Here is a 20355-nt window from a genome sequence, read left to right as displayed (position 1 = left end):
TTTTGAGCATCTTTAGAACAAAGAACCTTGACGACATGATCGCCAACAGCCGCAAACCCGGCGGCCTGGCGAAAGTACTCGGTCCCTTCGACCTGATCCTGATGGGTATCGGCGCCATCGTCGGCACCGGCATCTTCGTCCTGACCGGCACCGGCGCCGTCACCGCCGGCCCCGCGCTGACGCTGTCGTTCATCGTCGCCGCCATCGCCTGCGGCTTTGCCGCGCTGTGCTACGCGGAATTCGCTTCCACCATCCCGGTGGCCGGCTCCATCTACACCTACACTTACGCCACCCTCGGCGAACTGGCCGCCTGGATGATAGGCTGGGACCTGCTGCTCGAATACGGCCTGGCCACGTCGGCGGTATCGGTCGGCTGGTCGGGCTACTTCCAGTCGCTGATCGCCGGCTTCGGCATCCATCTTCCGGTCGCCTTGACGGCCGCTCCCGGCGCGCTGCCCGGCGTGCACACGCTGATCAACCTGCCGGCGCTGTGCATCATGCTGGTGCTGACCGCGATGCTGAGCTGGGGCGTGCGTGAATCGGCCCGCCTGAACAACGTCATGGTGGCGATCAAGGTCGGCGTGGTGCTGCTGTTTATCGTGGTGGGCGCGCGTCACGTGCAGCCGGCCAACTGGCAGCCGTTCCTGCCGTTCGGCTACAACGGCATGCTGAGCGCCGCCGCGCTGGTGTTCTTCGCCTTCATCGGTTTCGACGCCGTGACCTCGGCCGCCGAGGAAGTGAAACGCCCCGAGCGCGATCTGCCGATCGGCATCATTGGTTCGCTGGCCGCCTGCACCATCCTGTACGTGGTGGTGTCGGCCATCATGACCGGCATCGTGCCGTACCAGCAATTCCTCGGCATCGACCATCCGGTGTCGCTGGCGCTGCAGCACGCGGGCGAGAACTGGTTCGCCGGCTTCGTCGACCTGGGCGCGATCCTGGGCATGACCACCGTGATCCTGGTGATGGCCTACGGCCAGACCCGCATCATCTTCGCCATGTCGCGCGACGGCCTGCTGCCGAAGCGCCTGTCGAAGGTGCATCCGCGCTTCCACACGCCGTTCTTCGCCACCTGGCTGGTCGGCATCGTGTTCGGCCTGATCGCCGCCGTGGTGCCGCTGAACGTGCTGACGGAGCTGATCAACATCGGCACGCTGGCCGCATTCAGCCTGGTGTCGATCGCCGTGATCATCCTGCGCAAAACCCGCCCAGACCTGAAGCGCGCCTTCCGTTGCCCGGGCGTGCCGGTGATCCCGGCGCTGGCCGTGATCTTCTGCGTCATGCTGATGACCTATCTGAGCTCGTTCACCTGGATCGCCTTCGTGATCTGGCTGGTGATCGGCCTGGCGATCTACTTCGGCTACGCCCGCAAGCGCTCGGAACTGAACTAAGTATCTGAATTATCTTCGCCGCCGGCTGTCCTGCCGGCGGCAGTCCACTAGACAACGATCAGGTCCAGCTCGCGCAGGAAACTGGCCGCCTGCGCGTGCGAGATGATCGCGCCCTTGAACAGGCCGGCCTCGGTCAGCTTCACGCCTTCGATATCCGCGCCCCGCAAATCCGCTCCCTGGAATTTCGCCAGCTTCAGCGTGGCGTTGCGCAGGCTGCCGTCTTCAAACACCGCTTCGCGGAAATCGCATCCGGCCAGGTAGGCGTCGGAAAAATCCAGCTCCTTCAGCGTCATCTTCTTGAACGACATGGCGCGCAGGTCGGCGCCCACCAGCAGGCTTTCCTCGAAGCTGATGCCGAGGTGCGCGACTTCCTCGAACGACGCGCCGGTCAGCTTGCAGCCGCGGTAGGACACCGCCGCCAGCTTGGCGCGGCGCCACTTGGTGTTATTCAGGTCGCAGCCATCGAAGCGCGCGTCGACCGCATCCACCGACTCGAAATCCGCGCCACCGGCGCGGCAGCGCAGCCAGCTGCTACGCGCCAGCTTGGCGGCGAACAGGCTGGTGTCGACAAAGGTGCAGCGTTCGAAGGTGCAGCCTTGCAGGTCGAGACGCGACAGGTCGGCGTCGTCGAAGCTGCAGTTGTCGAAGCTGCGCACCGGTTGCGCAAGGTGCGCTTCCAGTGCGGCCCTGTCCAGCGTTGCGCCGGAGACTCTGGTGTTCGTGGTTTCCGTCATTTTTCGCTGGACCATACTTTCATCGTTTGATTCGACAGCAGCTTGCACTTGCCGCCGTCATTGACATAGGTGCGCATGAACTGGTAACGGTTGCTGCGGAAGGTCTTGCCGTCGGCGTTCCACTGATCGACGGTGCTCAGGCCGCGCAGCACCACGGTGTCGCCCTGGATGTGGGCATGGACGTCGCTGGTGGTGCGGGCCTTGTAGACGATAGCCGGCTTTTCGGAACGGGCCAGGATGACGGCCTTGGTCTCGACCTGCGCTCCCAGCGTGTGGACCCAGACGTAGTCGTCCGCCAGCAGGTCCCGCAGGAACGGCACATCGCCGACCCGCAGCGCCTCTTCATACTGGGAGTCGCGCGCGACCAGGGCATCGGTCGGCAGGCATGGCGCGGCCAGGACGGAGGTCGGGAGTGCCCAGCATAGGCACAACAGGAGCTTTTTCATCTATCATTCCAATCATGAAAATTACATGCTTCGATATCGGCGGCAGCGCCATCAAGTGCGCCAGCGCGGCTGCGGACGGCAGCATCGGCCCCTTGCGCCGCGTCCTCACGCCCACGAACGACTTTGCCGCGTTCACCGCGGCCATGAGTGCCTTGATCGCCGACGGCGGCCCCTCTGACGGCGTCGCCATCTCCATCGCGGGAGTGATCGATCCCGCCGACGGCCGCATCAAGTGCGCAAATATACCCTGCATCGACGGCCGAGCGCTAGCCGCGGATCTTGAGGACGCCTTTAAACTGCCGGTCTGGATCGCCAACGACGCCGACAGCTTCGCGCTGGCCGAGGCGCAGGCCGGCGCGGGACGTGGCCACGCCAACGTCTTCGGGCTGATATTGGGCACCGGCGTCGGCGGCGGACTGGTGATCGAGGGCCGGCTGATCGGCGGTCCGGGCGGCTTTGCCGGCGAATGGGGCCACGGCCCGGTCGCCGCCCACTTTGCCGGCACGCCGCCGGTGGCGATTCCGCGCTTCGCATGCGGCTGCGGCCAGACCGGCTGCCTCGATACGGTGGGCGGCGCGCGCGGGCTGGAGCGCCTGCACCACACGCTGCACGGCACAGCGCTCGACAGCCGCCAGATCATCGCCGCATGGGAGGCCGGCGCGGCCGACGCGGAGCGCACGGTGGCCTGTTTCATCGACCTGCTGTGCGGGCCGCTGGCGATGCTGGTCAATACCATCGGCGCCTCGGTGCTGCCGGTCGGCGGCGGCCTGGCCAACAGCGCGCCGCTGATCGCGCGGCTCGACAGCGCGGTGCGCGGCGCCATCCTGCGCAAGACCGATGGCCCCATCATCGTGCCGGGACAGGCGGGCACCGAGCCGGGACTGATCGGCGCCGCGTGGCTGGGACTGGGCAAACTTGGAGGTGCACATGGCTGAAATCATGTTGGAAGTCTGCGTCGACAATGTGGATGGCCTGGCGGCCGCCATCGCCGGCGGCGCCGACCGGATCGAACTGTGCTCGGCGCTGGAGATCGGCGGCCTGACCCCTTCGGCGGGGCTGATGCGGGTGGCGGCGGCCAGCACGGTGCCGGTCTACGCGATGATACGTCCGCGCGGCGGCGAATTCATCTTCGACGACGTCGAGGTGCAGCTGATGCTCAATGAGATCGACGCCGTCGCTTCGGCCGGCCTGCAGGGTGTAGTGCTGGGCGTGTCGCTGCGCGACGGCCGCCTGGACCAGCAAACGCTGGACCGGCTGATACGGCGGGCCCGCGACCATGCCCTGCCGGCAACGCTGCATCGGGCGATCGACCTGTGTCCCGACATTGCGCAGGCGACCAGGCTGGCGATAGACCTCGGCTTCGAGCGCATCCTGACCTCGGGCGGCGCCAAGAGCGCCCTGCAGGGCATCGACGGCTTGCGGCGCTGCTTCGACGCGGCCGCCGGGAGCATCGCCGTCATGCCCGGCGCCGGCATCAACGCCGAGAATATCGGGCAGCTGCGGGCGCGCCTGCCGCTGCAGGAGGTGCATGCCTCGTGTTCGGCGCCGTCGCCGGTGTCCGGCGCGCCGGCGCTGGCCTTCGGCTTCGACAGCGGCAACCGCCGCCAGACCAGCCGCGAACGCGTCAGCGCGTTGAAGGAAGCCCTGCTTTAACCACCGTCCCGCCGCCGCCCTCTTGAAACTCCGGGCAGTTTGTGTGACACTCGTCCGTATTGCAGTGAAACCGGTTTCACTTTTAGCTGGAGCACCCTGTTTGGCGTTCGATCCGACTATTCTGGCACCCTACCTCGGCGACCTGGCGGCAGGCGCGCGCCTGACCGCGCTCGCCTGCGCGCTGGCCCTGTCCGGCGGCCTCGCACTGGGCATCGTGGCCGCGCTGATGCGCACCGCCGCCTCGCCGCTGGCCCGCCGCGCGGCAAATGCCTATGTCGACATCTTCCGCAACGTTCCCTTCATCGTGCAGCTGTTCTTCCTGTTCTATGGCCTGCCCGAAATCGGCATCGAACTGGATGCCTTCGGCACCGGTGTCCTGGCGCTGTCGCTGGCCGGCGGCGCCTTCACCTCGGACGCGATCCGCTCCGGCATCCTCGCCATCGAACCCGGCGTGCTGGAAGCGGCCCAGGTGAGCGGCCTGTCGCGGTTGACGATCTACCGCCGGATCGTGCTGCCGATCGCGCTGCGCACCTCGGTCCGGCCGCTGGGCTCTGTGTTCGTCAACCTGATACTGACGTCGTCCATCCTGTCCGCGATCACGGTCAATGAACTGACCGGCAGCGCCAAGATCGTCGCCGCCGACACCTTCCAGCCGTTCGAGGTGTACGCCCTGCTGCTGCTGGCCTACGTGACGCTGACGTATCTGGTCTCGCTGTCGGCCGGCGCCCTGCACCGCCGCCTGAACCGCGACCGCGCACTGGGCAGCTGATGCGCTATTCCGACTTCACGCCCAACGACATCCTGCTGCTGCTGCAAGGGCTGGGCGTATCCGTCGCGCTGTTCGCCGCCACCACCGCCATCGGACTGCTGATCGGCCTGGCCTGGGCCGTGCTGCGCTACTACCGCACGCCGTTGCTGGCGCCATTGGCCGGCGCCGTAGCCGAGCTCCTGAAAAATTCGCCGGTGCTGGTGCAGCTGTTCCTGGTCTTCTTCGGCCTGCCGGTGCTGCTGGAGACCGACCTGACGCCGGTGCAGGCGGCCGTCATCACACTGTCCGGCAATACCGCCGCCTTCATCTACGTGATCGCCGTGTCGGCCATCGAATCGGTCGGCCGCGAACAGCTGGAAACGGCGCGGGTATTCGGCATGAGCCGCTGGCAGGTGCTGCGCCACGTCGTCGCGCCGCAGGCCGCCGCGTTCGGACTGGGGCCGCTGACCGGATTGCTGGTCAACCAACTGCAGGTCACATCGCTGATCTCGGTGGTCGGCGTGCTGGACCTGACCAAGATCGGCCACATCCTGAACCTGCGCACCTTGAAGCCCTTCATCGTCTGGACGGTGGTCGGGCTGCTGTACTACCTGATGGCCAAGCTGATCGCCAGGGCCTGCGCGGGCCTGGAGACGCGCTTGCGCGCTCATAGTCAATGGAAGGGTTTGTAGCATGATCGAGATCGAGGGCGTGGGGAAGAAATTCGGCGCCACCACCGTGTTGGATGGCGTAGACCTGCGCATTGCGCCGGGCGAAGTGGTGTCCATCCTCGGCGCCAGCGGCTCCGGCAAATCCACGCTGATACGCTGCATCAACGGACTGGAAAAACTGGACCGGGGCAGCATCGCCGTCGATGGCCATCGCGTCGACGACCCGAAACAACTGCAACTGGCGCGCCGCTGCTCGGGCACAGTGTTCCAGCTGTTTAACCTGTATCCGCACATGACGGCGCTGCAGAACATCGCACTGGCGCCGGTGGAAGTGCTGAAAATCCCGCGCCGTCAGGCCGAGGAGGAAGCGCGCGCCTTGCTCGCTTCCGTCGGACTGGCCGACCGCGCCAACGCCTTCCCTGCACAACTATCCGGCGGACAGCGCCAGCGCGTCGGCATCTGCCGCGCCTTGGCGATGAAGCCGCGCTACCTGCTGCTGGACGAGGTGACCAGCGCGCTGGATCCGGAGATGACGGCCGAAGTGCTGGACATCCTCGCCAAGCTCGCCGCAGCGGGCACCACGATGCTGTTCGTCACCCACGAAATCGAATTCGCGCGCAGCATCTCCAACCGCGTCGTCTTCCTCGACCAGGGGCGCCTGCTGGCCGACCTGCCGACGGCACAATTCTTTGCCACCGATGGCGGCCTGGCGCATCCTCGCATCGCCCAATTCCTTTCACGTATGAGCAAATCATGAGAATGCTGCTTGCAAACGCCGAGGCCTGGCCCGGATTCGATACCACCGTCGAACTGCTGAAAAACGGCGGCGCCGGCATAGACGCCATGGTGGCAGGCATCGCCAAGGTCGAACGCGAGGCCAAGGTGCGCAGCGTCGGCTATGGCGGCTGGCCGAACATGATAGGCGACATGGAGTTCGACGCCGGCGTCATGGACGGCACCACGCGCGACGTCGGCGCGGTCGGCGCGGTGCCGGCCACGCTGCCCGTCGCCGCGCTGGCGCATGAAGTGATGAAGCACCTGCCGCACGTGATGCTGACCGGCGCCGGCGCCCGCCGCTTCGCCACCGAACGCGGTTTCGCCGTCGACGACACGCTGCACCCGGACAGCAAGCGCGTATGGTGGGAGCGGCTGCAGAAGGAGATGTCGCCCGAGCAGCTGGCTGCCTTCCCCGATATTCCGCTGGCCCCGCTCAGCAACACGATCACCGATCCGGAGCGGGTGCGCGACACCACCGTCTTCCTCGCGCGCGACGCCGCCGAGGGCCTGGGCGTGGTCACGTCGACCTCCGGCTGGGCGTGGAAATATCCCGGCCGGCTCGGCGATTCGCCCATTGTCGGCGCGGGCTTCTACGCCGACAGCCGCTACGGCGCGGCCGCCTGCACCCACACCGGCGAGATGACGATGCGCTGCGGGACTTCGCGCAGCATCGTGCTGGCGCTGCGGCTGGGTTATTCTCTGGAGGACGCCGTCAAGCTGGCGGTGGAGGAACTGTCGGAACTGAAGACGGGCTTCCTGGCCGGCGTGGTGATCCACGCGATCGACGCCAAGGGGAATCACAAGGTCGTCAACTACCGCAACGAGGAAGAGATACGCTACTGGTACTGGGACGAACGGATGGCCGCGCCGGAACTGCGCGTCGCCGGCACTATCTAGAAAGGACTGCACATGCTGAATAAACTGTTCGCCGTCGCGGCGCTGGCCATGCTCACTGCCAGCGCCCAGGCCGGCCGCATCGAGGAAATCAAGGCGCGCGGCTATGTGCGCATCGGGGTCTCGCTGGGCGGTGAGCCGGTCGGCTTCCGCAATGCCAAGAACGAGCCGGTGGGCTACGACGTCGATGTCGCCACGCAGCTGGCGGCCAGGCTGGGTGTGCCGGTACGGTTCTCCGACGTCTCCAGCGACGCCCGCATCTCGATGCTGATGTCGAAGCAGCTCGACCTGGTGGTGGCCAATGTGTCGATCACGCCGCAGCGCGCCCGCGTGGTGGACTTCTCGATGCCCTACAACCAGGCCGGCCTGCGCGTCATCGTGCAGAAGAGCGCGGGCATCAAGACGCTGGCGGACCTGAACGGCAAGCGCGTGGTGATCGGCCGCGGCACGCCGGGCGACGCCTTCCTCAAGCAATCCGCGCCACGCGCCATTCCCGTCTACACCGACAACTTCGCGCCGGACGGCGTGCTGCTGCTGCAGCAAAAACGCGCCGATGCCGGCATCGAGGATTCGTCGCTGCTGGACTACCTGGCCAGCAAGGGCGACCAGCTGGATACCCTGCCCGGCCTGTACTCGAACAGTCCGATCGGCATCGCGATGGCCAAAGGCGATCCCGAGCTGCTGAAGTTTGTGAACGCCTTCGTGGCCGACTACGTCAGGAGCGGCGCCTACGCGGCCAACTACAAGAAATGGTGGGGCGCGAAGACCGCGCCGCCGGTTCTGGAAGGCGCTAGCCGGTGAGGCGCGGCACGAAGCGCGTGGCGACCAGCACATGGGCGCTGTTTTGCGCCAGCTCCGCCGGCTGGTTCAGTATCCGCACAATCTGCGCGACGTATTCCTTTTTGTCGGCGCCTATCGACGAAATCGGATAGGCGTCGAACTGCGTCAGCGAGACATTGTCGAAACCGTACAGGCGGAAGCGCGCCGGCCGGTGCTCGGGGAAGTGCCGGCGATGCGCATCGAGCACGCCCATCGCCATCGCATCGGACGTGCAGAACACGGCGCCGGTGCCTTCCACATCGATCTGCTGCGCCAGCGCGCGGCCGCTGGCATATGAATAGTCCCCCGCCAGCTCGTCCAGCAGCTTGATGCCGTGCCGCTGCAAGGCTTGCCGGTACGACGCCACGCGCGCCTGCTCGACCAGCGACATCATGCGTCCCGTCAGCAGCGTCGCTGTGCGCACGCCCTTGCCCGCCGCATCGGCCACTGCTTCGGCGATGCCCTGCGCCTCGTCCATCGTCACCGACGACGCGCCCTCGTCGTGATGCCCGTTCAGCATCAGCACCGCGTTATTGCGGAACATGCTGCGCACCGTGGCGGCGTCGGCAAAGTCGGAAAACACCAGCGCGGCGTCGACATGATAGGCCACGCCGTCGCGCAGGAAGCGCTCCGCGTCCTCGCCGGCGCCGACGCGGATGAAGATGACCTGCTTGCCGATCGCCTGTATCTGCGCCAGCAGCAGGTCGAACAAATCCAGGTCCGACAGGTCGTGGATGTGGTTGACGAGGATGGCGACCAGGTTGACGGTCTTGCTGGCCAGCCCGCGCGCCAGCAGGTTGGGACGGAAGCCCAGCGTTTCCGCCGCCCGCACCACGCGCTCGCGCTTGTCGGCCGACACCGGCCGTGGCTGCGCCGACAGCGCCCGCGACGCGATCGCCCGCGATACGCCCGCCAGCGTCGCGACATCGGACAAGGTGGGTTCAGGGGCGGGTTTCCGGGCATCGGTCATGGATCGATTATAACCGGCCAGGGTGCCCTATCCCACAGACAAGGCCGTCGAAACCTCATACGCTAAGGGATAAGATAAAGAATAAGGCACGTCATTGCGAAGGAGACCGCATGAGTACCAATCAATGGTTCCTGCTGGTCGGCTGCCTGATGCTGGCGCGCGGACTGGCGGCGACGACGATCTCGCGTTCGCCCTTTACTTCAGCCATCGTCTACCTTGGCGTCGGTATCCTGCTGGGCCCGACCTTGCTGAATATTTTCGGTTTCGACCCGAAGCGCGAATCCGCCCTGCTTGAAATCATGGCGCAGATCGCGCTGTTGATTTCGCTGTTCTCGGCCGGGATCAAGATGCCGGTGCCGTTCAAGCTGAAACGCTGGGACGCTCCTCTGCGGCTGGCGTGGATTTCCATGACCCTGACCGTGGCGCTGGTCGCCCTGTTCGGCTACTACGTGCTGCAGCTTCCCGCCGGCGCGGCGGTGCTGCTGGGCGGGATCCTGGCGCCCACCGATCCGGTGCTGGCCACCGATGTCCAGGTGCGCCACGCGGGCGACAAGGACCAGCTGCGCTTCACGCTGACCTGCGAGGCCGGCATGAACGACGGCAGCGCCTTCCCCTTCGTCCTGTTGGGCCTCGGCATGCTGGGCCTGCCGGAGGCCGGCGGGCATCACCTGCACTGGCTGCTGGTGGACGTCCTGTGGGGCACCGTCGGGGCGATCCTGGTCGGCGTGGCGGCCGGCGCCGGCGTCGCCCGGCTGGGCTGGCAACTGCGTATCGTCGAGCCCAAGCACGAGATCATGGACGATCTGGTGGGGCTCGGGATGATCGGCGTGGTCTACGGCGTCGCCAGCCTGTGCAAGACCTCGGGCTTCCTGGCCGTGTTCTTTGCCGCCGTCGCCTTGCGCCAGACCGAGTTGATACTGGCCGGCGCGCCGAAAGACCGCCACGGCCTGATGGAGCCGGACACCGCCAAATCCGAAGTCGCGCAGGCCAGCGAGACGCACGAGGCGCCGCAGGTGGTCAGCACGGAGGCGCTGGCGTTCAAGGAACACCTGGAGCGCCTGTCCGAGCTGACACTGGTGCTGCTGTTGGGCGGCATGATCTCGCTGCGCCAAATGGACTGGCAGGCCGTGGGCACGGCCGCCTTCCTGTTCCTGGTCGCCCGTCCGCTCAGCGTGTTTGCCGGGCTGGCGGGCAGCGCGACCAGCCTGCGCATGCGCGCCATGACCGGCTGGTTCGGCGTGCGCGGCATCGGCTCGATCTTCTACCTGATGTTCGCCGTCGAAGCCGGCCTGCCCGCCGCGCTGGCCGAGCAGCTGACGCGCATCGCGCTGTTTGTCGTCATGTTGTCGATACTGGTCCACGGTTTCAGCGTCAAGCCGCTGATGGACACCCTGTGGCGCCGAACTTGAGCCGATTGGACCTGCGTCAACAACAGACCGCCCGACCTGTGGGATCGTCTTGCGATGAGCGACGCAGACAACTATCACATCGAAAGGGCCAGCCACAGGGTCGGCGACCAAAGCCTGCTGCTGCGCTGGCGCGAACTGCTGGCGGAAAGCGAAAGCCCCGGGCGGCTGTACCAAAGCCCGGAATTTTTCGACTACCTGCTGGCCACCGCCCCCGATGACGGGCCGCCGGAACTGCTGCTGCTGCGCGAACGCGCCGGCGGCGCCATCGTCGGCGTCATCCCCATCGCGCTGCGCCGGCACAGTTTCAACTTCGCGGCCGGCCGGCGCCAGCTGGCCCGCGTCGCCATCCCCAGCATCGTACTGCTGGGCAGCGCGCCGCTGATGCCGGCGCGGACCGAGCTGTTCGCGCTGCTGCTGCGCTTCCTGCTGGCCGAATACCCGCGCCACCAGGCCGTGTCGCTGACCGCGTTGCCGCAGGACAGCACACTGTGGCGCTGCATCAGCGGCACCGGCGATTTCGCCCGCGGCTACCAGTTGCATCTGCTCAACGACTGGCGCGATTGCCACCAGATACCGCTGCCGGCCACCTTCGAACACTTCATGTCGCAGTTCAGCTCCAAGCGGCGCTACAACCTCAAGCGCCAGCAGCGCCAACTGCGCGATCACGGCCAGGGCCGGCTCGACTTCCACTGCATCGAGCATCCCGGGCAACTGGACATGCTGCGCACCGCGCTGGCCGCGCTGACCACGCCCGCGCACCGCAGCGAGCTGTGGACCGAGGCAGACCTGCTCGGCTTCGCCCGGCGCGGCATGCTGCTCTGCTATCTGCTCGATTGCGGCGGCCAGGCCTGCGCGCTGATGCTGGGCTTGCGTTCCGGCGGTACGCTCTACCTGTTCAACATCCTGCACGACAGCGCGCTCGACCATTTATCGGTCGGCACCACGATGCTGCACCTGGCGATCGAAGACCTGTGCGACCGGCGCCATTTCTCAATAATCGACCTGGGCTATGGCACGCCCGGCCACAGCTACCAGTCCACCAACGTCACCGTGCAGCGCGCACATCTGCTGTTGATGCGACGCAACCTGAGGAACCGCCTGGCAAGTCAGCTGCACCATGGTTTTTCCAGCGCCATCGACTGGCTCAAGAAGAACAAAAAAAGATAGCTTTTCAAAGAACCTTGTCATGTGGCCGGGCGCATCATGCGCCACGGCCTATACCCGCTATGCGCGCGGCGCGGTCACGGCAAGAGCGCCGTCGCGTAGGATGCGCTCTCCAACTGGAGACTTCATGACTACTTTTAACGACGAACAACTGGCCGCGCTGGAACCCGTACACAACTACTTCCAGGGTCACGCCCAGGACAACGCCGCCTTCATGCGCCAGGCCTTCCTGCCGAGCGCGCATATCGAATCAGTGCGCGACGGTGTATTCACCTCCTGGCCGCTGGACGTGTACTGCGAGCGTTTCAAAGGCACGCCGGCTGCCGACGAGCCAACCCGCGAGCGCAGCGTCGACTGGATCGAGGTGCACGGCAGCGCCGCCAGCGCCCGCATCACGCTGGAGCACGGCGCGATGAAATTTGTCGACTACTTCGTGCTGCTGAAAACCGAACAGGGCTGGAAGATCGCCAACAAGGCCTTCCACGGCCAGGCTGCGACGTAGTTTCTATCCGGACTCTTGTATTCTCCGAGCATCGGACCAGTCCTACACGCGCGCTGCAAGCACGCCGATGGCACGCAAACTCAGGAATAGCTAGCATAAGGCTCGATCCCTCCCACAAGGAAACAGCCATGAAACAGCTCCACGTCACCGCCAAATTTGCCTGCGCATTGATACTGACGGCAGCCGCCGTCACCGGATGCCAGAAAAAGGAAGTGGATACGCCGCCGGCTCCTGAAGTCGTTACACCGGCGCCGGCCCCTGCGCCAGCCGCCACGCCGCCTGCCACCGACAGCAATGTGACGCCGCCAGCGGCAGGTACCACGCCGCCCGCCGACACGCCGCCACCGGCAGCGCCGCCGGCACGCTGACCGGCAGCTGGGACGGCTGCCGGTCCGCCGCAGCCGTCTGACTCACCACTCCGCCGCCGCGCTGGCCCCAAAATTGCGTACGCCTGACACAGATCAAGACACCGATCCGATGACAGTCGACGATGGCTGGGTAAATAGCGAACAGCGAGACCCTCATGGCGGCAACCGGCGATCCGACAGTGGTGCACGCGGCCACACGGATACTGGTGGTCGAGCACGAGCACGCCGCTGCGGAAGAGCTATGCGGCCAATTGGGTTCGCTTGGCTACCATGTCTGCGGACGCACCGACACCGGCGCCGCGGCCATCGACGCGACGGCGGCGCTGCGGCCCGACGTGGTCGTGATCAATGCCCTGCTGCCGGGCGAGATCAGCGGCATCCGCGCGGCGGCGGAGATCGGCGGCAGCCTGGAGACGCCCTTGCTCTTCCTCAGCGCCAACAACGATCCTGACACCGTCGAACTCGCCTTGCGTGCCCATCCCTACGCTTATCTGAGCAAACCCTTCGAGCTCCACGAGCTGTACGCGCAGATCGAAGTATCCCTCGCCAAAGGCCGCTCCGACAAGCAATTGCGCGACGCCCTGCAATGGTATGCGGCGACCCTGCGCGGCGTTGCCGACAGCGTGGTCGTCACCGATGCCGCCTCGCGCGTGCGCTTCCTCAACCCCGCCGCGGAAACACTGGTGGGCTGGCGTCTGACGGAGGCGCAGGGACAGGACATCGACCGCGTGCTGCAGCTGCAGGACGCCGACCGCAATCCGCTGCCCTCGCCGCTGCGCCAGGTCTTGTCGGCCGCTCCGAGACCGGCGATGCCGCAGGGCCTCAGGCTGGTCCCGCGCGGCGGCGAATCGCACGTGGTGGAGGATTCCGTCGCGCCCATCTACAGCAACCAGGGAAAACTGCTGGGCGCGGTCATGGTCCTGCGCGACATACAGCAGCGCGCGGCAGCGGAACAGCGGCTGCGCCAGAGCGAGGAGCGCTTCCGCAACGCCTTCGACCTGGCGCCCGGTGGCATGGCGCTGGCGGCGGCGGACGGCCGCTTCGTCCAGGTCAACGCGGCCATGTGCCGCCTGCTGCGCGTCGCCCCCGATAACTTGACCGGCCGCAAGCTGGACGACTACGCCGCCGACGAGGCCGGCGCCGCGCCCCATCTCGAGTTGCTGCACGGCGGCCATGGCGCCACCGTCCAGTTTGAACAACGCCTGCGCGCGGGCGGCCTCGAGGTGTGGGCGCTGGTCAGCGTCTCCCTGCTGCGGCCGGACGATGGCGGCGGCATGCTGTTTCAGCTGCATGACATTACCGAGCGCAAGCTTGCCGAGGCCAGGCTGGCGCGGCTGGCCCATTTCGACGCCCTGACCGGCTTGCCCAACCGCGCGGCGATCAGCGAAGAGATCGAACGCCAGATCGCGCTGGCGCGCCGCCACGGCCATCGCCTGGCCGTGGTGTTCCTGGACCTCGACTATTTCAAGCACGTCAACGACAGCCTCGGCCACGAGGCCGGCGATGAACTGCTGCGCGTGATCGGCCGGCGGCTGCGCGCGGCGGTGCGGGTGTCGGACATGGTCGGCCGTCTCGGCGGCGACGAATTCGTGCTGCTGCTGCCGGAGATCGCCGACCTCGAGGATGTCATGAAGGTGGCCGCCAAGATGCAGGCCGAATGCCTGAAGCCGATACACATGCTGGGCCACGAGCTGCGGGTCGGCATCAGCCTCGGCGCCAGCCTGTTTCCCGACGACGCGCAGGACTCCCGCAGCCTGCTGCGCTATGCCGACAGCGCCATGTACGCGGCCAAGGCCGAGGGCCGCCACAACCTGCAATTTTACCGGCGCGACATGACGCGCGGCATGGAGCAGCGCCTGCGGCTGGGCGCCCACCTGCGCCATGCCCTGGAGCGTCAGGAGTTCGAACTGTATTTCCAGCCCATCGTCGCGCTGGACTCGTCGCGCCCGCGCGCGGCCGAAGCCCTGCTGCGCTGGAACCATCCGGACCTGGGGCTGCTGGGGCCGGACCAGTTCCTGCCGCTGGCCGAGGACATCGGCCTGGGCGCCGCGTTGAACGCCTGGGTGTTCCAGGCGGCCTGCCGCGCGGCGGCGGTCTGGCCGGCCACCGCGCCGGAGCCGCTGCGGCTGTCCATCAACGTCTCGCCATCGCAGTTCCGCGACCACAAGCTGATGCAGCTGATCCGTCAGTCGCTGAGCGCGTCGGGCTTGCCGCCGGAACGATTGTGCGTCGAAATCACCGAACACCTGATGCTCGGCGATAACCCGCACAACCGCGACATCTGCCACCAGCTCAAGGCGCTGGGCGTGCAGATCTCCATCGACGACTTCGGCACCGGCTATTCTTCGCTGAGCTATCTGAGCCACTTCAACCCCGACGAACTGAAGATCGACCGCTCCCTGATCCGGCCGCTGTGCGACGAAGCCGAGCACGCCGCCATCGTGCGCGCGGCCATCGCGATGGCGCACGGCCTGCAGTTGACCGTGGTCACCGAGGGTGTGGAGAACGCGCAGCAGCATGCGCTGTTGCGCGCCATGGGGTGCGACTACGGCCAGGGCTATTGGTATCTGCGTCCCTGCCCGGCGGCCCAATTCGACGCCTGGCTGGCGGGAACCATGGCGGCGCGCAGCGGTCCAACCCCATGACATTATCCGCCGGTCGATGCGGAAAAAAGGAGGCGCCATGAAACTTTGCCTGATCGTGTACTACTCGCGCACCGGCGTCACCGCCCGCGTCGCCACCGAGCTGGCCCAGGCCTGCGGCGCGGACCTGGAGCAGATCCTCGACGTGCGCCCGCGCAGCGGCGCCGGCGGCTATGTGCGCTCGGCATGGCAAGCCTTGCGCCAATTGCCGGCAGAGATCGTGCCGCCGCAGCGCCGTCCCGCCGACTACCCGTTCATCGTGCTGGGCACCCCGGTCTGGGCCGGGCACATGAGCGCGCCGATGCGCAGCTACATCCTGCAGCAGCGCGAGCACTTCCGGCGTATCGGCCTGTTCTGCACCATGGGCGGCAGCGGCGGCCACAACGTGCTGAGCGCGATGGCGGACATGTGCAACAAGCTGCCCGTGGCCAGCCTGTGCCTGCGCCAGGCCGACGTGCTGGCCGGCCGCCATGCCCAGCCCCTGGCCGACTTCGCCAACGAACTGGTGGCCGTGCGCGACAGCGAGCAAGCCGCCACGGCAGCGGAATCGCTGGCCCGTCCTGTTTGAACCCGCGAGGCCCCATGCAACCACTGGACCGCACCCATCGCCAATTCGTCCTCAGCCTGCTCGGGGGCACCCACGACATGACGCTGGCCACGCTGCGCCCGGACGGCTATCCCCAGGCCACCGTGGTCAGCTACGTCCACGACGGCCTGACGCTGTACGCCGGCATCGGCCTGGACAGCCAGAAGGCGCACAACATCCGCCAGCACGACAAGGTATCGGCCACCATCACCCCGCCTTACGACGACTGGCGGCACATCCGCGGCCTGTCGCTGGCCGGCCGCGCGGAGATGGTCAGCGGCGCCGACGAGAATGCGCACGCGGCCGACCTGATGCTGTTCCGCTTCCCGCAGCTGCGCCAGTTCGTGCAGGCCGGCGCCGTCACCTGGCCCGGCGCCGTCTTCGTACGCATCACGCCGTCGGTGATCTCGGTGCTGGACTACGAACAGGGCTTCGGCCACACCGAGCTCTATGAGGTATTGCCCGGGATTTAATCTGCTTCGGTGTTTTTCAACACCAGCTGCGCCGCGATCAGGTCGCTCAGCGCCGTGCCGACCGACTTGAAGAGCGTGATCTGATCCGGGCTGTCGCGCCCGGCCGGACCGGCGCGGCACAAGTCCTTGAGCTCGCCGCGTATGGCGTCGGCGCTGAACACGCCCTCCGCGATCGGGATCAGCAATTCGCCGGCTTCGCGCAGCACGTTGTCGCGGTTGTCGACATAGACCGCGCTGCCGGCCACCAGTGCGCTGTCGCACTCGCGCCGGTCGGGGCTGTGGTTGCCCAGCAGGTCGACATGGCAGCCGGGCTTGACCCATGCGTCAAACAGCAGCGGCGTGGCCGCGCCCGTGGCGCTGACGATGATGTCCGCCGCGCCCGCGCACTGCGCCAGATCCTGCGCGCAGACAAATTCGACAGCCGGATGGGCGGCCTGCAGCCGGGCCTGCAGCGCCAGAACTTTTACCGCATCGCGGCCCCACAGGAAGACGCGTTGCAAATCGCGCACGGCAAGGTGGGCGGCCACCAGGAACGAGGCCAGCCGGCCGGTCCCCAGCAACAGCAGGCTGGCCGAGTCAGGCCGGGAAAGAAGGCGCGCAGCCAGCGCCGACACGGCGGCGGTGCGCCAGTAGGTCACGGCGGTGCCGTCGACCAGGGCCAGCGGCACGCCATGGCTGCGGTCGAACAACAGGATCTTCGAATACAGCGACGCGAAGCCGGCCGCCTCGTTGTCCGGAAAATAGGTGAAGGCCTTCACGCCGATCAGCGTGTCGTTCCACGCCGGCAGCAGCGCGAAGCCATCGTGCGACGACGCGTCCTTGCCCGCCAGCTGGAACACCTGCCGCGGCGGCATGCCGAAGTCGTCCCGGAATCCCGCTTCAATGGCGTCGATCAGGCTGGGAAAATCCAGCGCCCGGTCGACCTGTTCCGCTTCAAGTATTTTCACGCTTCCTCCTTCGTGGCAGCCAGATCATCGCCAGCAGGAACAGGTCCAGCCAGGCAAACCAGTCGCCCCAGCGCGCGTACAGCGTGCGGGACTGATGCAAGGGCAAATCGGCGACCAGTTGCGCGCTGCCCTGCGCGTCGCTGGTTTCCGCGACGATGCGTCCACGGTCGTCCGACAGCGTCAGGTTGCCGCGCTTGGCCGCGCGGGCAATCGCCAGACCGTTTTCGACGCCGCGCAGGACCGCCATGCGGCTGTGCATCGTGCCGTCGACATCGAAGTCCCAAGCCGGCACCAGCAGCAGATTGGCGCCGCGCGCGGCGTAGGCGCGGCCGGTGTCGTGGAAGTCCATGTCCTTGCAAATCGCCAGCCCGGTCCGCGTGCCGGCCAGCATGGCGTAGTCCGTTCCCGGCTGGTATTGGCCCTCCAGCCCCGGTATCAAGTGGTGCTTGGCATAGCCGGCGGCGACGGCCGGCGACGGCCCATACGCCAGCGCCTGATTGCGACCCTTCAGCGCGACGCCGGCGTCTATCCAGATCCGGTGGCGCGCCGCGCTGGCCGCCAGTTCGGGAATCGCGGGCTGATCGGTGCTGAACGCCGTCTCCGGCAAGACCACCGCCTGCGCGCCCTGCGCGGCAAGCTTGTCGATCACGGCGAGATAGCGCTGCAGCTGCGCCTTGCCTTCCGCCGTGGCCAGCGATGCGCGAAACGGTCCGTCCAGCGACGCCAGGCCGATGCGCATGCTGCCGCTTGCCGGCTGCTGCAGGCGCGCGGCGCCGAAACCGAAGGTTGCAACGACCAGCAGCGCCGCAACGCCGCCGAGCAGCGCGCGTTGGCGCGGCGGCACATCCGGCAGCAGCACAACGGCCAGCGCGGATGGCGCCAGCAGCACGATAAAGGAGACGCCCCACAACCCCGTCAGGCTCGCCAGTTGAAGGACGTGCAAGGCATCCACCTGGCTGTGCGCCAGCGTGCCGAACACGCCGTGTGGCGAGCCCAGCGACCCAAGATAATCAAGCGCCACCCACAGCGCGGGAAAGGCCAGCAGCGCCCGCCCCGGCCGGCCCGACAGCAAAAAATAACGGTGCAACAGCAGGCTCAGCGCAAACTTGAGCGCCGCGCCAACCGCGACCAGCACGCCGATCGTCACTGGCAGGCCGATCACGCCGCACAGGTAATGCCACAGGTTGAGCCCGGCGCATGCACCGGCGCACAAGGCGGCTAGTCCGGCATATTGCCATCGCAGGCGCGGCGCGATCAGCAGCAGCGGCAACGGCGCCAGCCAGGTCAGCCACGCCTGCGGCGCCAGTCCCGTGCCCAGCCACCACGCCGCCCCGGACAGGATGGTGGCCGCGAGCGTCCATGCCAGCAATGCGCGTTTATCGTTTGATGCCATCGAACAGTACTCCGAAGGATTGCAGGTAGAAGGCGCGGAACCGCGCCTCGTCGTAGCTGAAGCGGCCAGCCCGGTACAGGGCGATCAGACCATGGGCCTGGGCCCACAAGGTCATGGCCAGGTCCCACGGATCGCCGTCGCGCAGCAGGCCGAGGCGGATGCCTTCGGCCAGCAGGTCGGCGATCACATTCAGCGTGGGCGACTGGCGGTCACGAAAATCGTCGGGGAAGCGGCGCGCATCGTCGCGCGCGACCGAAAAGTTGTAGTCGAACAGATGCGGCTGCCGCAGCGCGTAATCGAGGTAGTTCTCCATCGAATGCAGCAGGCTGTGCATCAGGTCCGGATGCCGTACCTGGCCCAGCCACTGCTGCGCCACCGCGGCAAAGGCCTCGTCGGAAATATGCTTCAGCAGCGCCTCGCGGTTGGCGAAATGCCGATAGATCGCCATCGGCGTAATGCCCGCGGCATCGGCCACGCGCCGCATGCTGACGGCGGCCGCGCCTTCCCGCTCCAGTATCCGGCGCGCCGCTTCGACGATTTTCCGTTGGGTGTTCGGCTGATTCATGTATACAGCGTATACACGAATAATTCCGCCGTCAACACGTTTGGCATCTCAAAGATGAGAAAATGCCGGACTTTGCCACCGCCACAAGCTCCGCATGACATTGCCAACCTCCTCTCCCCTGGGCGCGCGCGACACGCGCCGTATCGAGCGCTACGCAGGGCTGGCCGACGCCGCCCGCTTCCTTCATCCCGTCCAGCAAGCGCTGCTGCACCGGCGCGGCTGGCTCAAGATGCTGGCGCCGCGCGCCAGCGGCGGCGCCGAGCTGCCGTTGCCGGAAGTGGTGCGCCTGGAAGAGGCGGTCGCGGCCGTGGACGGCAGCATGGGATGGGTGCTGACGCTGTGCGCCGGCGCCGGCTGGTTTGCCGGCTTCCTGGCGCCGGAACTGGCGCGCGGCATCATCGGCACGCCGCGCGTCTGCCTGGGCGGCAGCGGCGCGCCTACCGGCCATGCGGAACAGGAAGGCGACGGCTACCGCATCACCGGCCGCTGGGACTACGCCAGCGGCGCGCCGATGGCCACCCATTTCACCTTGAACGCCGTGCTGCGCGCCGGCGGCCAGCCCCTGCTGGACGAACACGGCGCGCCGCGCATCCGCGCCTTCCTGGTGCCGGCTGCGCAGGTGCAGATCGTGCCGTCATGGGGCAGCATCGGCCTGCGCGCCAGCGCTTCGCACAGTTACCGCATCGATGGGCAATGGGTGGGCCAGGAGCATGGATTCACCATCAGCCCCGCCACCGCCACGGCGGATGGGCCGCTGTACCGCTACCCGTTTTATTCGCTGGCCTTCGTCACGCTGGCGGCCAACGTGGCGGGCATGGCCAGCCATTTCATGCGGCTGGCGCGGCCCTGCATCGAGCGCCGCCGGCATGCCGTGAAAAACCTGCCGCTGCTGGAGGTGCCCGAAGTGGCCGCCCTGTTGCGCGACAAGGAGCAGGCCCACGCCGCCGCCCGCGCGCATTTCTATGATGTGCTGGACCGCAGTTGGGCATCGGTGGCGGCTGGCATGGCGCTCAGTGTGGACGACATGCTGGCCGTGCGGACCGGTTCGCTGGCCCTGGTGGCCGCCTCGCGCGCCGCGGTCGACGAGCTCTACCCCTACTGCGGCCTGTACGCCGCGCACCAGGACAGCGCCATCAACCGGGTCTGGCGCGACTTCCACACCGCCAGCCAGCATTCCTTGCTGCTGCCGTGCTGAGCGCGTCC

The 20355-nt window shown here is 67.1% G+C and carries 22 protein-coding genes; 16 read left to right on the top strand and 6 right to left on the bottom strand.

Annotated elements, in window-relative coordinates; translation table 11 throughout:
* Nucleotides 1-2 precede the first annotated feature (2 nt).
* A complete protein-coding gene (locus ACSQ3S_RS17045) occupies nt 3-1391 on the top strand; it encodes an amino acid permease (RefSeq protein WP_353403589.1) in 1389 nt (462 codons plus the stop codon).
* A gap of 47 nt (nt 1392-1438) precedes the next feature.
* Here ACSQ3S_RS17045 and ACSQ3S_RS17040 read toward each other — a convergent pair whose 3' ends face one another.
* On the bottom strand, nt 1439-2125 hold the full coding sequence (locus ACSQ3S_RS17040) for a pentapeptide repeat-containing protein (RefSeq protein ID WP_436143118.1): 687 nt from the start codon (nt 2123-2125) through the stop codon (nt 1439-1441).
* Nucleotides 2122-2571, bottom strand: a complete 450-nt coding sequence (locus ACSQ3S_RS17035; protein WP_436143117.1) for a nuclear transport factor 2 family protein — start codon at nt 2569-2571, stop codon at nt 2122-2124. Before ACSQ3S_RS17035 ends, ACSQ3S_RS17040 begins: the two co-directional genes overlap by 4 nt.
* Before the next feature lie 14 nt (nt 2572-2585).
* On the opposite strand from ACSQ3S_RS17035, the gene ACSQ3S_RS17030 reads away from it, so the two are divergent.
* The 7 genes from ACSQ3S_RS17030 to ACSQ3S_RS17000 all read left to right on the top strand — a co-directional run bounded on the left by ACSQ3S_RS17030 (nt 2586) and on the right by ACSQ3S_RS17000 (nt 8115).
* A complete protein-coding gene (locus ACSQ3S_RS17030) occupies nt 2586-3506 on the top strand; it encodes an ROK family protein (RefSeq protein ID WP_436143116.1) in 921 nt (306 codons plus the stop codon).
* Nucleotides 3499-4224 (top strand): copper homeostasis protein CutC, encoded by a 726-nt coding sequence (locus ACSQ3S_RS17025; protein WP_353403584.1) that lies wholly within the window; start codon nt 3499-3501, stop codon nt 4222-4224. The genes ACSQ3S_RS17030 and ACSQ3S_RS17025 overlap by 8 nt, the downstream gene beginning before the upstream one ends.
* A gap of 100 nt (nt 4225-4324) precedes the next feature.
* Nucleotides 4325-4993 (top strand): amino acid ABC transporter permease, encoded by a 669-nt coding sequence (locus ACSQ3S_RS17020; RefSeq protein ID WP_436143115.1) that lies wholly within the window; start codon nt 4325-4327, stop codon nt 4991-4993.
* The gene (locus ACSQ3S_RS17015) at nt 4993-5664 is read left to right on the top strand and encodes an amino acid ABC transporter permease (RefSeq protein ID WP_176650984.1); all 672 of its coding nucleotides are present in this window, start codon (nt 4993-4995) and stop codon (nt 5662-5664) included. The genes ACSQ3S_RS17020 and ACSQ3S_RS17015 overlap by 1 nt, the downstream gene beginning before the upstream one ends.
* 1 nt (nt 5665) lies before the next feature.
* Complete coding sequence (locus ACSQ3S_RS17010; RefSeq protein WP_436143114.1) at nt 5666-6400, top strand: amino acid ABC transporter ATP-binding protein; 735 nt, start codon at nt 5666-5668, stop codon at nt 6398-6400.
* On the top strand, nt 6397-7317 hold the full coding sequence (locus ACSQ3S_RS17005; protein WP_436143113.1) for an isoaspartyl peptidase/L-asparaginase: 921 nt from the start codon (nt 6397-6399) through the stop codon (nt 7315-7317). Before ACSQ3S_RS17010 ends, ACSQ3S_RS17005 begins: the two co-directional genes overlap by 4 nt.
* Nucleotides 7318-7329: 12 nt before the next feature.
* On the top strand, nt 7330-8115 hold the full coding sequence (locus ACSQ3S_RS17000) for a transporter substrate-binding domain-containing protein (RefSeq protein ID WP_436143112.1): 786 nt from the start codon (nt 7330-7332) through the stop codon (nt 8113-8115).
* Here the strand turns inward: ACSQ3S_RS17000 and ACSQ3S_RS16995 are convergent.
* Complete coding sequence (locus ACSQ3S_RS16995) at nt 8105-9103, bottom strand: LacI family DNA-binding transcriptional regulator (RefSeq protein ID WP_413446166.1); 999 nt, start codon at nt 9101-9103, stop codon at nt 8105-8107. The two genes, ACSQ3S_RS17000 and ACSQ3S_RS16995, sit on opposite strands and share 11 nt — an antisense overlap.
* Nucleotides 9104-9213: 110 nt before the next feature.
* Here ACSQ3S_RS16995 and ACSQ3S_RS16990 point away from each other — a divergent pair, with 110 nt between their 5' ends.
* The 7 genes from ACSQ3S_RS16990 (at nt 9214) to ACSQ3S_RS16960 (ending at nt 16247) form a co-directional block, all read left to right on the top strand.
* Nucleotides 9214-10512 (top strand): cation:proton antiporter, encoded by a 1299-nt coding sequence (locus tag ACSQ3S_RS16990; RefSeq protein ID WP_436143111.1) that lies wholly within the window; start codon nt 9214-9216, stop codon nt 10510-10512.
* 54 nt (nt 10513-10566) lie between these two features.
* Entirely contained in the window at nt 10567-11679 is a 1113-nt protein-coding gene (locus tag ACSQ3S_RS16985) for a GNAT family N-acetyltransferase (RefSeq protein ID WP_436143110.1), read from the top strand.
* 124 nt (nt 11680-11803) lie between these two features.
* On the top strand, nt 11804-12178 hold the full coding sequence (locus ACSQ3S_RS16980) for a nuclear transport factor 2 family protein (protein ID WP_436143109.1): 375 nt from the start codon (nt 11804-11806) through the stop codon (nt 12176-12178).
* Between the two features lie 128 nt (nt 12179-12306).
* Complete coding sequence (locus tag ACSQ3S_RS16975) at nt 12307-12546, top strand: hypothetical protein (protein WP_436143108.1); 240 nt, start codon at nt 12307-12309, stop codon at nt 12544-12546.
* Between the two features lie 155 nt (nt 12547-12701).
* A complete protein-coding gene (locus ACSQ3S_RS16970) occupies nt 12702-15191 on the top strand; it encodes a GGDEF/EAL domain-containing response regulator (protein ID WP_436143107.1) in 2490 nt (829 codons plus the stop codon).
* 37 nt (nt 15192-15228) lie between these two features.
* Nucleotides 15229-15756 carry a flavodoxin family protein gene (locus tag ACSQ3S_RS16965; RefSeq protein WP_176650995.1) on the top strand — a complete coding sequence of 176 codons (528 nt, stop codon included), beginning with the start codon at nt 15229-15231 and terminating at the stop codon, nt 15754-15756.
* Nucleotides 15757-15770: 14 nt separating this feature from the next.
* Nucleotides 15771-16247: a pyridoxamine 5'-phosphate oxidase family protein gene (locus tag ACSQ3S_RS16960; RefSeq protein WP_353403573.1), complete on the top strand. Its 477-nt coding sequence runs from the start codon at nt 15771-15773 to the stop codon at nt 16245-16247.
* Here the strand turns inward: ACSQ3S_RS16960 and ACSQ3S_RS16955 are convergent.
* The 3 genes from ACSQ3S_RS16955 to ACSQ3S_RS16945 are packed head-to-tail and all read right to left on the bottom strand — an operon-like array spanning nt 16244 to nt 19152.
* Nucleotides 16244-17194 (bottom strand): ornithine cyclodeaminase family protein, encoded by a 951-nt coding sequence (locus ACSQ3S_RS16955; RefSeq protein WP_436143106.1) that lies wholly within the window; start codon nt 17192-17194, stop codon nt 16244-16246. The genes ACSQ3S_RS16960 and ACSQ3S_RS16955 overlap by 4 nt on opposite strands.
* Entirely contained in the window at nt 17181-18587 is a 1407-nt protein-coding gene (locus ACSQ3S_RS16950) for a nitrilase-related carbon-nitrogen hydrolase (protein ID WP_436143105.1), read from the bottom strand. The genes ACSQ3S_RS16955 and ACSQ3S_RS16950 overlap by 14 nt, the downstream gene beginning before the upstream one ends.
* Nucleotides 18571-19152 carry a TetR/AcrR family transcriptional regulator gene (locus tag ACSQ3S_RS16945; protein ID WP_436143104.1) on the bottom strand — a complete coding sequence of 194 codons (582 nt, stop codon included), beginning with the start codon at nt 19150-19152 and terminating at the stop codon, nt 18571-18573. The genes ACSQ3S_RS16950 and ACSQ3S_RS16945 overlap by 17 nt, the downstream gene beginning before the upstream one ends.
* A gap of 94 nt (nt 19153-19246) precedes the next feature.
* On the opposite strand from ACSQ3S_RS16945, the gene ACSQ3S_RS16940 reads away from it, so the two are divergent.
* On the top strand, nt 19247-20347 hold the full coding sequence (locus ACSQ3S_RS16940; protein ID WP_436143103.1) for an acyl-CoA dehydrogenase: 1101 nt from the start codon (nt 19247-19249) through the stop codon (nt 20345-20347).
* The last annotated feature ends 8 nt before the right edge of the window (nt 20348-20355 follow it).

Origin of the sequence: Duganella sp. LjRoot269 (genome assembly GCF_964254095.1) — a bacterium.
Taxonomy (GTDB): Bacteria; Pseudomonadota; Gammaproteobacteria; order Burkholderiales; family Burkholderiaceae_D; genus Rugamonas; species Rugamonas hordei.
The sequence above is the reverse complement of the archived record's forward strand: the minus strand, read 5'-3'. Positions and strand labels throughout refer to the sequence as shown.